Source organism: Micromonospora sp. NPDC047465, from assembly GCF_040643125.1.
Taxonomy (GTDB): Bacteria; Actinomycetota; Actinomycetes; order Mycobacteriales; family Micromonosporaceae; genus Micromonospora.
Genome location: NZ_JBEYTP010000001.1, coordinates 111,699 through 127,157 on the forward strand (window position 1 = coordinate 111,699; position 15,459 = coordinate 127,157).

At 74.5% G+C, this 15,459-nt stretch carries 12 protein-coding genes and 1 pseudogene; 6 read left to right on the top strand and 7 right to left on the bottom strand.

Annotated features, from left to right (window positions below; all coding sequences use genetic code 11):
• Window positions 1-44: 44 nt before the first annotated feature.
• From ABZ793_RS00615 to purS, 4 genes are all read right to left on the bottom strand, one after another.
• The gene (locus ABZ793_RS00615; protein ID WP_357449738.1) at window positions 45-800 is read right to left on the bottom strand and encodes a 2-phosphosulfolactate phosphatase; all 756 of its coding nucleotides are present in this window, start codon (window positions 798-800) and stop codon (window positions 45-47) included.
• A gap of 4 nt (window positions 801-804) precedes the next feature.
• Complete coding sequence (purL, locus tag ABZ793_RS00620) at window positions 805-3,522, bottom strand: phosphoribosylformylglycinamidine synthase subunit PurL (protein ID WP_357449741.1); 2,718 nt, start codon at window positions 3,520-3,522, stop codon at window positions 805-807.
• A 130-nt stretch (window positions 3,523-3,652) separates the two neighbouring features.
• Window positions 3,653-4,336, bottom strand: coding sequence for a phosphoribosylformylglycinamidine synthase subunit PurQ (gene purQ, locus ABZ793_RS00625; RefSeq protein WP_357449744.1), 684 nt, complete (start codon window positions 4,334-4,336; stop codon window positions 3,653-3,655).
• Complete coding sequence (gene purS, locus ABZ793_RS00630) at window positions 4,333-4,596, bottom strand: phosphoribosylformylglycinamidine synthase subunit PurS (RefSeq protein ID WP_030332194.1); 264 nt, start codon at window positions 4,594-4,596, stop codon at window positions 4,333-4,335. Before purS ends, purQ begins: the two co-directional genes overlap by 4 nt.
• A gap of 409 nt (window positions 4,597-5,005) precedes the next feature.
• On the opposite strand from purS, the gene ABZ793_RS00635 reads away from it, so the two are divergent.
• Window positions 5,006-5,689 carry a trypsin-like serine protease gene (locus tag ABZ793_RS00635; protein ID WP_357449747.1) on the top strand — a complete coding sequence of 228 codons (684 nt, stop codon included), beginning with the start codon at window positions 5,006-5,008 and terminating at the stop codon, window positions 5,687-5,689.
• Between the two features lie 23 nt (window positions 5,690-5,712).
• Window positions 5,713-6,280: pseudogene (locus tag ABZ793_RS00640) on the top strand (YbjQ family protein).
• A gap of 102 nt (window positions 6,281-6,382) precedes the next feature.
• Here the strand turns inward: ABZ793_RS00640 and purB are convergent.
• From purB to ABZ793_RS00655, 3 genes are all read right to left on the bottom strand, one after another.
• Entirely contained in the window at window positions 6,383-7,807 is a 1,425-nt protein-coding gene (purB, locus tag ABZ793_RS00645) for an adenylosuccinate lyase (RefSeq protein WP_357449750.1), read from the bottom strand.
• A 189-nt stretch (window positions 7,808-7,996) separates the two neighbouring features.
• Window positions 7,997-9,718 (bottom strand): sugar ABC transporter permease, encoded by a 1,722-nt coding sequence (locus ABZ793_RS00650; protein WP_357449753.1) that lies wholly within the window; start codon window positions 9,716-9,718, stop codon window positions 7,997-7,999.
• Window positions 9,719-9,860: 142 nt separating this feature from the next.
• Complete coding sequence (locus ABZ793_RS00655; protein WP_357449756.1) at window positions 9,861-11,153, bottom strand: acetyl-CoA C-acetyltransferase; 1,293 nt, start codon at window positions 11,151-11,153, stop codon at window positions 9,861-9,863.
• A 55-nt stretch (window positions 11,154-11,208) separates the two neighbouring features.
• Between ABZ793_RS00655 and ABZ793_RS00660 the strand changes: the two genes are divergently transcribed.
• From ABZ793_RS00660 to ABZ793_RS00675, 4 genes are all read left to right on the top strand, one after another.
• Window positions 11,209-12,564 (top strand): 3-oxoacyl-ACP reductase, encoded by a 1,356-nt coding sequence (locus ABZ793_RS00660; protein ID WP_357449759.1) that lies wholly within the window; start codon window positions 11,209-11,211, stop codon window positions 12,562-12,564.
• A complete protein-coding gene (locus ABZ793_RS00665; protein ID WP_357449762.1) occupies window positions 12,564-13,637 on the top strand; it encodes a MaoC/PaaZ C-terminal domain-containing protein in 1,074 nt (357 codons plus the stop codon). Before ABZ793_RS00660 ends, ABZ793_RS00665 begins: the two co-directional genes overlap by 1 nt.
• A 100-nt stretch (window positions 13,638-13,737) precedes the next feature.
• Window positions 13,738-14,490 carry an NUDIX domain-containing protein gene (locus ABZ793_RS00670; protein ID WP_357449765.1) on the top strand — a complete coding sequence of 251 codons (753 nt, stop codon included), beginning with the start codon at window positions 13,738-13,740 and terminating at the stop codon, window positions 14,488-14,490.
• On the top strand, window positions 14,487-15,458 hold the full coding sequence (locus tag ABZ793_RS00675) for a serine/threonine protein kinase (RefSeq protein ID WP_357449768.1): 972 nt from the start codon (window positions 14,487-14,489) through the stop codon (window positions 15,456-15,458). Before ABZ793_RS00670 ends, ABZ793_RS00675 begins: the two co-directional genes overlap by 4 nt.
• Window position 15,459 lies beyond the last annotated feature (1 nt).

Below are 15,459 nucleotides of genomic sequence, written 5' to 3' on the forward strand. Positions count from 1 at the left end.
CAGGCGGGGCAGGGGCGCGCGGCCGGCAGGGCGCGAGCGAACTGTCAGGCGGCGGAGAAGACGCCCTGGCGCAGGACCGGGACCACGTCGGAGACGCCGACCCGGACGGCGATCTCCACGTCCTGGGCGAAGCCGCCCTCGACCAACTCGCGGCCCGACACGCTGCCGCGTACCGCGGCGGGAACGTCCGGGGTGCTGGCGAGCGCGGCGAGCGCCATGGCCGCCTCCACGGAGAGACCGCCGGTCACCCCGGAGAGGGCGTCCAGCACGCTGGCCGCCCCGAGCTGGTCCTCCACGGCGGGGCGCAGCGACCCGTCCGGCCAGCGCTCGCCCGAGGCGACCACGCCGATCGGGGCGTCCGTCGAGCCGTACCCGTGGCGGCGCAGCCAGCGCCCGACGGCGCGCGCGTTGCGCAGGCAGGCCGCGACCACCGGCAGGCCGGTGGCGCTGGCCGCGGCGCTGATCGCCGAGCCGTTGGGCGACGGCAACACGAGGTCGGCGACGACCGGCGCGGTGCTCAGCGCCGCCGGCGAGAGCGACCACGGGTGCTCCGGGGTCGTCTGCCGGCGGCCCACCGCGGCGACCGCGCCGACCCGTCGCGCGTAGTCGGCCGCCTGCTCCCCCCAGGGGAACGGGTGCACCCGCATGCCGCGCCCGACGGCGACCTCCACGGCGGTGGTGAACGAGAGCACGTCCACCACCACCAGCACCGCGCAGACCCGGCCGAGCTCAGCCGCTCCCGTCAGCCCCCAGTCGAACCGGGCGCCGGATCCGGGTTGGGCGTAGACGGCCGCAGCCAATGCCTCAGCGCTTATCGGGCGCGGAGGGCTGCTCGGTGTCACCGGAGTCGGGGTCGGACGTGGCGTCGGCCCCGGTCGGGCCCTCGGCCGCCTCGGCGGCCGGCTCCTCGGGAGCGGGGGCCGCGGCCTCCACCGGCGCCACGGCACCGGTCGACGGGACCGGCCCGGCCGACGCGATCGGCTCGGACGCGACGTCCGCCGGGTCCACCGGCGCCACCTCGGCCCGCTCGGCGTCGGGCAGCGGCACGGCCTCGACCGCACCGGCTGCCGGCGCGGGCACCTGGACGACCTCCGAGCCCCCGAAGAGGCGCGGCAGCGTCGCCGTGTGCGCGGCGCGCAGCTCGTCCAGGCCGATCCGGAACTGTCCGTGCACCTCCAGCGCGCCGCCGGCCGGGTCGGTGACGCCGATCAGCTCGAACGGCACCCCGCGCTCGGCGCACAGGGCGGTGAACGCCTTCTCGTGGCCGCGCGGCACCGAGACCAGGACCCGCCCCGCGGACTCGCTGAACAGGTAGACGAACGGCATCGAGCCGCTGGCGAACCGCTCCGGCACCGCGATCCGCGCGCCGACCCCGCGCCGCAGGCAGGACTCGACCAGGCTCTGCGCGAGACCGCCGTCGGAGAGGTCGTGCGCGGAGCTGAGGTGCCCGACCCGGGCGGCCTCCGCCAGCAGGTCCGCCAGCAGCCGCTCGTGGGCCAGGTTGACCTGCGGGGGTACGCCGCCGAGGTGCTCGTGGGTGACCCACGCCCACTCCGAGCCGGAGAGCTCCACGTGCGTCTCGCCGAGCAGGAAGAGCTGGTCGTGGTCGCCGCCGGGGCGCGGCACGAAGCCCATCGGCACCCGGTTGGCGACGTCGTCGAGCACGCCGAGCACGCCGACCACCGGGGTCGGGTGGATGGCCGCCGCGCCGGTCTGGTTGTAGAAGCTGACGTTGCCGCCGGTCACCGGGATGCCCAGCTCGGCGCAGCCGTCGGCCAGGCCACGGACGGCCTCGGCGAACTGCCACATCACGCCCGGGTCCTCCGGGGAGCCGAAGTTCAGGCAGTTGGTGACGGCGATCGGCTTCGCGCCGGTGACGGCGACGTTCCGGTACGCCTCGGCCAGCGCGAGCTTCGTGCCGTGGTACGGGTCGAGGCGGGCGTACCGGCCGTTGCCGTCCACCGACAGCGCCACGCCGAGCCCGGTCCGCTCGTCGATCCGGATCACGCCGGAGTCCTCGGGCTGGGCGAGCACGGTGTTGCCCAGCACGTACCGGTCGTACTGCTCGGTGACCCAGGTCTTGTCGGTCAGGTTCGGCGACGCGATCATGCGCAGCACGGTCTCGCGCAGCGCCTCCGGGTCGGCCGGCCGGGGCAGCGTCTCCGCGCGGTCGGCCTGGAGCAGGATCAGGTCGGCCGGCTCGCGCATCGGGCGGGCGTAGACCGGGCCGTCGTCGACCAGCGAGCCCGGCGGCACGTCGACCACGAGCTGGTCCCGCCAGGTGATCACCACCCGGCCCGGCTGGCCGTCCGGGGCCGGCGGGGTGACCTCGCCGATCGCGGTGGCCCAGACGCCCCACTTCTCGGCGGTCTTGAGCACGGCGTCGAGCTTCTCCGGCTCGACCACCAGCAGCATCCGCTCCTGCGACTCGCTCGCCAGGATCTCGTGCGGCTCCATCGAGGGCTCGCGCAGCGGCACCCGCTCCAGCCACACCCGCATGCCGGTGCCGGCCGCCGCGGCGGTCTCGGTCAGCGCGCAGGTCAGGCCGGCGCCGCCGAGGTCCTGGATGCCGACGACGAGCTGGGCGTCGTAGAGCTCCAGGCAGGCCTCGATGAGCAGCTTCTCCATGAACGGGTCGCCCACCTGCACCGACGGGCGGCGCTGCTCGCTGCCCTCGTCGAAGGTGGCGCTCGCCAGCACCGACACGCCGCCGATACCGTCCCGGCCGGTCTTGGCGCCCATCAGCACCACGACGTTGCCCGGGCCGGCGGCGGCCTTGTTCTGCAGGCGGTTGACCGGCAGCACGCCGAGGCAGAGCGCGTTGACCAGGGGGTTGCCCTGGTAGCAGGGGTCGAACACGACCTCGCCGCCGATGTTCGGCAGGCCGAGGCAGTTGCCGTAGCCGCCCACGCCGGCGACGACGCCGGGCAGCACCCGGGCGGTGTCGGGGTGGTCGGCCGCGCCGAAGCGCAGCGGATCCATCACCGCGACCGGACGGGCGCCCATGGCCAGGATGTCCCGGACGATGCCGCCGACGCCGGTGGCCGCGCCCTGGTAGGGCTCGACGAAGCTGGGGTGGTTGTGCGACTCGACCTTGAAGGTCACCGCGAGCTCGTCGGAGACCTGCACCACGCCGGCGTTCTCGCCGATGCCGGCGAGCAGCCGGTCGCTCGGCGGGGCCTTCTCCCCGAACTGGCGCAGGTGCACCTTGCTCGACTTGTAGGAGCAGTGCTCGCTCCACATGATCGAGTACATGGCCAGCTCGGCCTGGGTGGGCCGGCGGCCGAGGATGTGCCGGATCCGGTCGTACTCGTCGTCGCGGAGCCCCAGCTCGGCGTACGGCTGCAGCTCACCGGGGGTGTCCACGGCGCGCGGCACGGTGTCCAGTCCGGCCGCCCAGTCGGCCGTCGCCGGCCCGGTGGGCGCGGCCGGCGGCGCGACGACGGCCGCGCCCACCGGCTGCGCCGGGCCGGCCGGGAAGGCCTCCGGGGTCTCCCGTACCTCGTCCGGATGGCTGGTCATGACCTCTCCTCGCTGCGCTCAGGGCCGCCCTGAGGGCGGGTGAGCCGACCGATGATGCCGCCGCGCACGGTCACCGCCCCGCACGTCGTTCGCGACTGCGGGGCTCGCAGACCCGGCTCACTCCTCGCGCTCACGCTGGCGCCCCCACCAGGTGCTTGAGCACCGAGGTGAAGAAGCCGAGGCCGTCCAGGGAGGGGCCGGTGAGCGCCTCCACGGCGTGCTCGGGGTGCGGCATGATGCCGACCACGTTGCCGGCGGGGTTCGTGATCGCGGCGATGTCGCGCTGCGACCCGTTGGGGTTGCCGCCGACGTAGCGGGCGACCACCCGACCCTCGGCTTCGAGCTGGTCGAGCGTCGCGGTGTCGGCGACGTAGCAGCCCTCGCCGTTCTTGACCGGGATCAGCACCTCCTGGCCGGGCTGGAACGCGTTCGTCCACGCGGTGCCGACCGACTCGATGCGCAGGACCTGGTCCCGGTTGCGGAAGTGCAGGTGCTGGTTGCGGGTGAGGGCCCCGGGCAGCAGGTGGGCCTCGCAGAGGATCTGGAAGCCGTTGCAGATGCCGAGCACCGGCAGGCCGGCCCGGGCCGCGTCCACGATCGTCTCCATCACCGGGGCGAACCGGGCGATGGCCCCGCAGCGCAGGTAGTCGCCGTAGGAGAAGCCGCCGGGCAGGACGACGGCGTCCACCCCGTGCAGCCGCGGGTCACCGTGCCAGAGACGGACCGGTTCGGCGCCCGCGATGCGGACGGCCCGGGCCGCGTCCCCGTCGTCCAGCGAGCCGGGGAACGTGACCACACCGACCCGGGCGGTCACGAGCGGGCGTCCGCGGTCTCGTCGGCCTCGACCAGGCGGACGGTGAAGTCCTCGATGACCGGGTTGGCGAGCAGTTTGTCGGCGATCTCCCGGGCCCGGTCCAGGTCCGGTTCACCGGTGAACTCGATCTCGATCCGCCTGCCGATCCGAACCGAGGCGACGTCGCTGACGCCGAGCCGGGGCAGCGCGTTTGCGACGGCCTGGCCCTGCGGATCGAGGATCTCGGGCTTGAGCATGACGTCGACGACGACGCGAGGCACTGGGCACTCCTGACTGTGTACGCAGTTGGGTGCCTACCCACAACGGGCGAGCGCAGCCAGCCTACCTGGCAGATACGGCCCTGGACGCACCGGCCGGACGCAGTTCAGGCAGTGATCGGCATTCCCGGCGCGGAGGCCGCGGACCGATACGGGTTCGTTGCGATCCCGATGCGTTTCCGTTGCCGACCAGCCCGTTTCGCCCCACTCCGGCCGCCGGGACGCCCGCCGCCACCGACCGGCCGACCGGCGATCACATAGACGGAAGTCGATGAAACTCTTGTGAACGACATCTCAGGAGCCCTACCGTACATCGTCGTACGTCGATCGGACGTGCCCGGCCGCCGGCCACCCCGACCGCCGGCCGACAGCTCGACCCGGTGACCCCGGGCCCATCCCCGAAGGAGCCCCCATGCGCATCCGATCCATGATCGCGGTGCTGGCCACCGCAGCGGCCGGCCTGCTCGGCGCCAGCTCCGGCGCCCTCGCCGCCCCGGCGGGCCCGCAGCCCATCATCGGTGGCGGGACCGTCTCGTCCGCCCCGTGGGCCGCCGCGGTGTTCAGCAACGGATCGTTCACCTGTTCCGGCACGATCATCGCGCCGGAGTGGGTGCTCACCGCCCGGCACTGCCTCGGCGGCAGCATGTCCGTCCGGGTCGGCAGCGTCTACCGCTCCTCCGGCGGGGTCACCCGCACGGTGAGCGCCACCTACAGCCGCTACGACCTGGCCCTGATGCGCCTGTCCAGCTCGGTGAGCACCTCGTACGTCACGCTGGCCACCAGCAACCCGCCGATCGGCTCCACCAACTCGATCTACGGCTGGGGCATGACCTGCTACAGCGGCTGCTCCGCCTCCAGCCAACTGAAGACCGCGAGCGTCCAGGTGACCAGCAACAGCGCCACCGACGCGTACGGCGGCCAGGCGATCCGGAGCACGCGGATCAACGGCAACGCGTGGCGGGGCGACTCGGGCGGCCCGCAGTTCTACAACGGCCGCCAGGTCGGCGTCGCCTCGACCGCCGACGGCTACAGCATCCAGAACTACGGCAGTGTCGCGTACAACCGGGCCTGGATCACCTCGGTGGCCGGTGTCTGACGGTTAGCGCCCGGACGGCGCGGATGGGCGGCCACGCGCCGGCCGTCCGCGCCGCGCCGTTTTGCAGCATCCGATCAGGTGAACAAGGCTCGCGATCGGGTGCGGGGTCGCCCTGACAGCATCGGAAACGTGCTGGTCGTGACGACGGAGCAACTACCCGGGTACGAGATCCGCCAGATCCTCGGCGAAGTGGTGTCGTCGATGGCCAGGACGCGGAACCCGTACCGCGAGGGGGTCAAGAACCTGCGCGGCGGCGCGTACGACCCGATGGCGCCGGACAACCTGACCCGGTGGCGTACCGACTCGGTGGCCCGGCTCGGCGAGGAGGCCCGCCGCCTCGGCGCGAACGCCGTGGTGGGCATGCGCTTCGACAGCCGCGACTGCGGCGAGATGTGGATGGAGATCTGCGCGTACGGCACGGCGGTGATCGTGGTGCCCAAGGTGCCCGACGTCATGCCGCCCGACCAGCCGCTGGTCGCCGCGGAGACCGCCCACGACCCCGCCTTCGCCGACTCCCCGGGCGGCATCGCCGAGCCGGCGAGCGCCCCCACCCTCCGCACCGCGGCCGAAACCCCCACCCGCGACTCCTGACCCTCCCGCCCCTTGGGCCCCTTGATCATGAAGTTGTTGCCCGCCCGTTCGGCGTGTCGAGGCAACAACTTCATGATCAACGCGGGCGGTGGGGGTGGGGGGTTAGAGGATGGGGGGTGGGGTGTAGGTGGCGGCCTTGGGGTGGGCTTCGACCACGGCGGCTACTCGGCGGGTGACCGCCTCGACCTGGGCCGGGGCGGCGCCGACGAAGGCGGTGCGGTCGGCGACGAGCGCGTCGATCTCGCCCCGGGTCAGGCCCAGGCGGCCGTCCGCCGCGAGGCGGTCGAAGAGGTCGTTCTCGGGGGCGCCCTTCTCGCGCATGGCGAGCGCGACGGCGACCGCGTGCTCCTTGATCACCTCGTGGGCGACCTCGCGCCCGACGCCGCGCCGGACCGCCGCCACCAGGATCTTGGTGGTGGCCAGGAACGGCAGGAAGCGCTCCAGCTCCCGGTTGACCACCGCCGGGTACGCGCCGAACTCGTCCAGCACGGTGAGGAACGTCTGGAACAGCCCGTCGGCGGCGAAGAACGCGTCCGGCAGCGCGACCCGGCGGACCACCGAGCAGGAGACGTCCCCCTCGTTCCACTGGTCGCCGGCCAGTTCGCCGACCATCGACAGGTAGCCCCGGATGATCACCGCGAAGCCGTTGACCCGCTCGCTGGACCGGGTGTTCATCTTGTGCGGCATGGCGCTGGAGCCGACCTGGCCCGGCTTGAAGCCCTCGGTCGCCAGCTCCTGGCCCACCATCAGCCGGATCGTCGTGGCCAGCGAGGACGGCGCGGCGGCGATCTGCGCCAACGCGGAGAGCACCGCCAGGTCGATCGAGCGCGGGTAGACCTGGCCGACGCTGTCGAGCACCCGGGAGAAGCCGAGGTGCTCGGCCACCCGGCGCTCCAGCTCGGCCACCTTGTCGGCGTCGCCGTCGAAGAGGTCCAACTGGTCGGCGGCGGTGCCCACCGGGCCCTTGATGCCGCGCAGCGGGTACCAGTTGATCAGGTCGTCCAGCCGCTCGTACGCGATCAGCAGCTCCTCCGCGGCCGACGCGAAGCGCTTCCCGAGCGTGGTGGCCTGCGCGGCGACGTTGTGCGAGCGGCCGGTCATGACGAGGCCCGAGTGCTCGACGGCCAACCGGGACAGCCGGGCCAGGGTGGCGACCACCCGGTCCCGGACCAGCTCCAGCGAGGCCCGCACCTGGAGTTGCTCGACGTTCTCCGTGAGGTCGCGGGAGGTCATCCCCTTGTGCACGTGCTCGTGCCCGGCGAGCGCGCTGAACTCCTCGATCCGGGCCTTCACGTCGTGCCGGGTGACCCGCTCCCGCTCGGCGATCGAGGCGAGGTCGACCTGGTCGAGCACCCGCTCGTACGCCTCGACCACGCCGTCCGGGACGGGCACGCCGAGGTCCCGCTGCGCCCGGAGCACGGCGAGCCAGAGCTGCCGTTCCATCCGGACCTTCTGCTCCGGTGACCAGAGGGCGACCAGCTCGGGCGAGGCGTACCGGTTGGCGAGCACGTTGGGGATCGTCGTCACGTACCTCAGTCTTGCACGCCCCTCTCGCGGGCCTTCGCCGAAGACCCGCGACGTGCCACGGCTCTCGGCAGGGCGGGGTGGGCGGAGCGTCGTCGCCCCGGCATGCCGCGCGTCGCGGCGACCGGTCGACCGACCGCCCTGAGGACGAAGGTGCGGGACGGCCCGTCAGGGCCCGCCACCGCCCCGGGATCAGCGGGGCCCGTCCCCCGTCGACGGTCCCGCCCCGATCACGAGCCGGTCCAGGTAGAGCAGCTGCAACGCCACGAACGCGGCCAGGAACAACAGCAGCATCGGCAGCGGCAGCACCTGGGCGACGAGGCCCCGCGTGGCCTCCGGGTCGCCGAAGGACTCCGCGAGCCGCAGGAGGACCAGGTTCGCCGCCGGCGCGTGCCGGACGTCCGCGACGACCAGTTGCGGCCACAGCCAACTCTGCGCGCCGACCAGCCAGCTCAGCAGCCCGGCGCCGGCCAGCATCGGCAGGGCGGGCAGGAGCATGCTCGACCCGAACCCGCCACCGGCCTCCCAGCGTTCCCGCTGGCCCCGGAAGAGCAGGGTGAACACCACGAGCGCGGGAATGCAGAGCCAGCCCGGCGGGATCAGCCCGACGAAGGTGTTGAGCTGGTCGGCCTCCCGGGCCCGGACGAAATGGGCGATGGCGAGCGGACCGTCGCCGACGAAGAGCCAGGGCGCGAACGGCAGCAGGAGCAGCTCACTGGCCCGGCCCAGTGGGCGCAGGCCGCCGATGCCGAAGCCGGCCAGGGCGGCGACGCCCACCCCGACCACCGCCGGGATCAGCGGCGGCAGCCAGGTGTTGACCTGGACCTGGCCGGTGGAGACGCCGGAGGGCAGGAGCGCCGCCTCGGCGGTGAGCGCCCGCAGCCACGGCGCCAGCACGTAGGCGAGTACGCCGAGGAACGCCAGCAGCCCCACCGCCAGCAGGCCGAGCGCGACCGGGTTGCGCACACCGGCCGGGACGCCCGTCGGAGCGCCTGTCGGGGCACCGGCCGGGCGGTCGCGCCACCCGGTGAAGGCGATCCTCGTCCGGGTGACCAGGAGCAGGACGACCGCGAGGATGCCGAGCACCGCCAGCAGGGCGAGCAGCAGCACGTTGCCTGCGGCGCCGACGCCGAACTGGAGCCAGGCCACGCTCTCCCGGACGATCCGCACCAGGGGGGCGACCTGGTCTTCCCGCCCGCCGAGGACGGGCCACTGGAGGGACCAGGACTGTACGGTCACCGCGACGACGGCCAGCCCGAGCACGCCGCCGACGGCCAGGACCGCCGGGCCGGAGCGGCCGCCGCCGGGGCCACGGCGCAGCGCGGCGAGGAAGACGGTGGCACCGACCCCGACCACCAGCCCGGCCGTCAGCAGCGCCACGGCGCGTACGGCGGTCAGCGTGGGCGCCTGCGTCCAGGCGTCCCGGTCGGCCTCGAACCGGTCCATCGTCCACGCCACCCCCACGGCGAGCGGGGCGTAGGCGGCCAGCGGCAGGGCCAGCAGCGCCCGGGTCACCAGGCGGGGCACCCGGCCGGCACGCTGTGCGGCGAGCGCGAGCAGCGGGGCGACGAGCAGCGCGAGCAGCAGCGGCACGAGGGCGAGGAGCAGCGCGTGGCCCAGGTCGCCGAGGAACCCCCGCTCGATCGCCTGCGCGTAGTTGTCGCCGCCGGCGGACTCGGTCGGCCCGCCCAGCCCGTTGCCCCGCCGGAAGCTCTCCACCAGCGTGCTGACCGACGGGAGCACGTACGACCAGAGCAGGGCGACGGCCGCCGGCACGAGCAGCACCAGCCCGGTGACCACCTGGGCCGTCCGGCCGATCCCGACGCCCCCGGACGGCGCCGGGCCGAACGGGGCCGGGAAGGGCGGCGCGGGGTGGGCCTCGGGGTCGGACACGGACGTCGGGTTGGCAGACACCGGCGGGATCCTCCGGTCGACAGCGGAACGAGGGCGACTCAGGTTAGGCCACCGGACCGGCACCGCGTCCAGGTGCGGATCTGCACAGTCACGCCGGCCGGCGGCGCGCGCCGCACAGCGTCCACCCCGGCGGGGCGGGCGCTCAGCGCTCCAGGATCGCCGTCACGCCCTGGCCGCCGGCCGCGCAGATCGAGATCAGTCCCCGCCCGCTCCCCTTCTCGGCGAGCAGCTTCGCCAGGGTCGCCACGATCCGGCCGCCCGTCGCCGCGAACGGGTGCCCGGCGGCCAGCGAGGAGCCGTTGACGTTCAGCCTCTCCCGGTCGATCGCGCCGAGGGGGGCGTCCAGCCCGAGCCGGTCCTTGCAGAACTCGGGCGACTCCCAGGCGGCCAGGGTGGCCAACACCTGCGAGGCGAACGCCTCGTGGATCTCGTAGAAGTCGAAGTCCTGGAGCGTCAGCCCGGCCCGGGCCAGCATCCGGGGCACCGCGTACGCGGGGGCCATCAGCAGCCCCTCGTCGCCGTGCACGAAGTCGACGGCGGCGGTCTCCGACCAGGAGAACCAGGCCAGCACGGGCAGGTGGTGCTCGCTGGCCCACTCCTCGCTGGCCAGCAGCACCGTGGAGGCGCCGTCGGTCAGCGGCGACGAGTTGCCGGCCGTCATCGTCGCCCGCTCGGCGTCCGGGCCCTTCGCGCCGAAGACCGGCCGCAGCGACGCGAGCTTCTCCGGGCTGGTGTCCGCGCGCAGGTTCTGGTCACGGGTGAGCCCGAGATAGGGCGTCAGCAGGTCGTCGAAGAACCCCCGGTCGTACGCGGCGGCGAGCCGCTGGTGCGAGCGCAGCGCCAGCTCGTCCTGCGCCTGCCGGTCGACCTGCCAGCGCAGCGCCGTGCGGGCGGCGTGCTCCCCCATCGACAGCCCGGTACGCGGCTCGGCGTTGCGCGGGATCTCCGGCCGGAACGGCTGGGTGGGGCGCAGCTTCGCGGCGACCCTCAGCCGCTCGCCGAGGGTGCGGGCGCTGTTCAGCCTGAGCAGCGTGCGGCGCATGTCCTCGTTGACCGCGAGCGGGGCGTCGGAGGTGGTGTCCACGCCGCCGGCGATGCCGACGTCGATCTGCCCGAGGGCGATCTTGTTGGCGACCAGGATGGCGGCCTCCAGCCCGGTGCCGCAGGCCTGCTGGATGTCGTAGGCGGGGGTGTGCGGGTCGAGCTTCGAGCCGAGCACCACCTCGCGGGTCAGGTTGAAGTCCTTGGCGTGCTTGAGCACCGCGCCGGCGACCACCTCGCCGACCCGCTGGCCGGCCAGGCCGAACCGGGCGACCAGCCCGTCCAGCGCCGCGCCCAGCATGTCCGCGTTGGACGCGCTCGCGTACCGCGAGTTGGACCGGGCGAAGGGGATGCGGTTGCCGCCGATGACCGCCACCCGCCGGATGCTCTGCACGATCCCGCCTCCTCGAAGGGCTTGCCCTCAACCTACTCGCCAGTAGGCTACGCCTATGACCGACAGGTACGCGAGCTTCGTCCGATCGGGGGCCGGTCGCGCGCTGGTCAAGCGCCTCGGGCTGCCCGACCCGCCGCGACTGCGCCGGCACACCCCCGGCGACCCCCTCGCCCCCGGGCCCGTCCTGCTCGGTGCCGCGACCGGGGGTCGGCTCGCCGAGCAGGTCGGCAAGATCCTGACCGCCGCCGGGGTCGAGCTGCGGGACCCCGCCGCCGTGGAGCCCACCGGGCGCTTCGCCGCCCTGGTCTTCGACGCGACCGGCATTACCGACTCCACCGAGCTGCGCCAGCTGTACGACTTCTTCCACCCGCACGCCCGCTCGGTGCTGCCCAGCGGCCGGGTGGTCGTGCTCGGCACCCCGCCCGCCGAGGGCGGCTCGCCCCGGGAGGCCACCGCCCAGCGGGCCCTGGAGGGGCTGACCCGCAGCATCGGCAAGGAGTTCGGCCGGGGTGTCACCGCCCAGCTCGTGTACGTCACGAAGGAGCCCGACGCCGGCACGTCGACCAGCCTGGAGGCCACCCTCCGGTTCCTGCTCTCCGGCCGGTCCGCGTACGTCTCCGGGCAGGTGGTCCGGGTCGGCGCCGGCAGGGCCGAGCCGCCGACCGACTGGGACCGCCCGCTGGACGGGCAGGTCGTCCTGGTCACCGGGGCGGCCCGGGGCATCGGCGCGGCGCTGGCCCGGGTGCTGGCCCGCGACGGCGCGCGCGTCGTCGCGCTGGACATCCCGGCGGCCGGGGACGCGCTGGCAGCGGTCGCCAACGAGATCGGCGGAACGGCCGTCCAGCTCGACCTCACCGCTCCCGACGCCCCGAACCGGCTCGCGGAGCACCTCGCCGGCCGGCACGGGCGGGTCGACGTGGTCGTGCACAACGCCGGCATCACCCGGGACAAGACCCTCGGCCGGATGGACGCAGACCGCTGGGACTCCGTGCTCGACGTCAACCTCTCCAGCCAGGAGCGGATCAACGACGTGCTGCTGGAGCGGGAGCTGATCCCGGCCGGCGGCCGGATCGTCTCCGTCTCCTCCATCGCCGGCATCGCCGGCAACCGGGGCCAGACCAACTACGCCACCAGCAAGGCGGGCGTGATCGGGCTGGTCGACTCGCTCGCCCCCGTCCTGCGCGAACGGCAGATCAGCGTGAACGCCGTCGCTCCCGGGTTCATCGAGACCCGGCTGACCGCGCGCATCCCGCTGATGCTGCGCGAGGCGGGCCGGCGGATGAACAGCATGTCCCAGGGCGGGCTGCCGGTGGACGTCGCCGAGACCATCGGCTGGCTGGCGTGGCCGGCCTCCGGCGCGGTCAGCGGCAACGTCGTCCGGGTCTGCGGCCAGAGCCTGCTGGGGGCGTGATGGCCGGGCGGAGGGAACCGGCGGAGGGCCCGGCCGACGACCTGTCGGTGCACGAGCTGATCGACGGCCCCACGGAGCGGCTGTCGGAGGAGACGCTGGCCGCGATCCGCCGGCCGGGGCCGGCCGACCACGACCTGAGCCTGGCGGAGACGCACGACCTCTCCGGGCGCGCCTCCTCGGTCGAGGCGACGCAGGACCTGGCCGGGCACGCCGGGGCGGTCGCCCGGGAGCGCGTCGAGCTGGCCCGGATGCCGGCGGCCGGGGCGCTCTACCGGCGGGCGCTGCTCGGCGCGCTGCCCGGCCTCGGCGGGCGACCGGCGGCGGCCGGCGCCCCGGCGGCCGAGCTGGCCGTCGGCGGGGTCGCCGTCGACCGGGCGCACCTGGCGGACTACGACCGGGTCTGCGGGTTCCGGCTGACCGACCGGCTGCCCGCCACGTTTCCGCACGTCATGGGCTTCCCGCTGACCCTGCGCCTGATGACCGCTCCGGGGTTCCCGATCCCGCTGACCGGCGTGGTGCACGTGGGTAACCGGATCACCGTGCACCGCCCGGTCACGGCCGACGAGACCCTCGACTTCACCACGTACGCGGAAAACCTGCGCCCGCACGACCGGGGGCGGCAGGTCGACGTGGTGCTGGTCGGCTCGGTCGGCGGGGAGGAGGTCTGGCGCGGCGTCTCGACGTACCTCGGCCGGGAGCGCAGGCCCGGCGGCGACGGAGGGCGCGACCGGGGCGAGCGACCTCCGGCGCCGGCCGGCTCGGCCCACTGGCGGGTCGACCCCCGCGTCGGTACGCACTACGCGCGGGTCTCCGGCGACCACAACCCGATCCACACCTCCCGACTGGCGGCCCGGCTGTTCGGCTTCCCCCGGCCCATCGCGCACGGGATGTGGAGCAAGGCGCGGTGCCTGGCGGCGCTGGAGAACCGGCTGCCGGACGCCTACACCGTCGAGGTGGCGTTCAAGCTGCCGGTGCCGCTGCCGAGCACGGTGAGCTTCGGCCTGCTGCCGGGCGGCGGGTTCGCCCTGCACGACCTACGCGGTCGCCCGCACCTGGTGGGCCTCGTGCGCTGATCGCCCCTGCCGACCCCCGCACCGCCCGGGGGTTGGCAGGGGCGATCACATGCGCTAGGTTGTTCTCACATCGAGATGTTCTCAAGATGAGAGGGACGCCGTGGACGAGCAGGACTTCCTGGCCGCGTACGACCCCCGGGCCTATCCGGCGGTCGCGGTCACCGTCGACGTGGTGGCGCTGACCATCCGCGACGGCGCGCTCCACCTGCTGCTCATCCGGCGCGGCGAGCCGCCCTTCGCGGGGCACTGGGCGCTGCCCGGCGGCTTCGTCCGCCCCGACGAGGACCTGACCGCCGGCGCCCGGCGGGAGCTGGCCGAGGAGACCGGGCTCGGCGGCGAGGGGCTGCGTCGCGTACACCTGGAGCAGTTGGCCAGCTACGGCGGCGTCGACCGCGACCCGCGGATGCGCGTCGTCTCGGTCGCCCACCTCGCGTTCGCGCCCGACCTGCCGGACGCGGCCGCCGGCACCGACGCCGACGAGGCGGTCTGGCTGCCGGTGACCGCCCTGAGCAGCCGGCAGCTCGCCTTCGACCACGACCGGATCATCGCCGACGGGCTGGAGCGGGCCCGGTCCAAGCTGGAATACACCCCGCTCGCCACCCGCTTCCTCGCCCCCGAGTTCACCATCAGCGAGCTGCGCGCCGTCTACGAGACGGTCTGGGGGCACCCGCTGCACGCCGGCAACTTCCACCGCAAGGTGCTCTCGGTACCGGGCTTCGTGGAGAGCACCGGCGCCAGCACCGAGCGCGGCGGGGCCCGGGGCGGCCCCCGCGCCAAGCTCTACCGGGCCGGCGACGCCCGGCTGCTGCACCCGGCGCTGCTGCGCCCCGCCCGCGAGGAGACGGTGCGGTGAGGACCGCCGAGGCGATCCGCCTGGTCGCGGCGGCCCGCACCGACGCCGACCTGTTCGGCGCCGACGAGCCGGCCCGGCGCTACCGCGAGCTGGTCGCGGCCCTGCACCCCGACCGGGTGCCCGCCGATTCGGCCGTACGCGCCGAGGCCACCGACGCGTTCGTCCGGGTCACCACCCGCTGGCGAGCCCGGCGGGTCACCGTCCTCGGCGGCTACCGCATCGGCGCGCCGGCGCACTCCGGCGACCTGGCCGACCTCTACGACGTCGGGGCGGACCGGCTGCTCAAGCTGCCCCGGCGGCCCACCGACAACGACCTGATGGCGCGGGAGGCGCACGCCCTGCGCGCCCTCGCCGAACGCGGCGACCCGCGCTACCTGCCCTACGTGCCCCGGCTGGTGGAGGAGTTCCGGCACCGGGACCCCGACACCGGCGCCGAGCGGCGGATCACCGTGCTCGCCACCGCGCCCGGCCTGCACGACCTCACCGAGGTGCGGCGCGCGTACCCGGACGGGCTGGACGCCCGGGACGCGGCCTGGATGTGGCGGCGACTGCTGGTCGCGCTCGGCCTGGCCCACCGGGCGGGCGTGGTGCACGGCGCGGTGCTGCCGCCGCACGTGCTGATCGAGCCCGACGGGCACGGCGTGGTGCTGGTCGACTGGTGCTTCTCCGTCGTCGACGGCGGCACCGTCCCGGCGCTCGTGCCCGGCCACGAGGACTGGTATCCGGCCGAGGTCGTCGCGAAGCGCCCGTGCGGGCCGGGCACCGACATCGCGATGGCCACCCGCTGCATGACCTGGCTGATGGGCCCGCGCGCGCCGCGCGAGCTGCTCGCCTTCGCCCGGGGCTGCCTGCGGCCCGCCCTGAATGCCCGGCCCGGCGACGCCTGGCGCCTGCTCCGCGAACTCGACGAGGTGCTGGACCGGCTCTACGGGCGGCGCACCTTCCGACCCTTCACCCTGAACCCCTGAG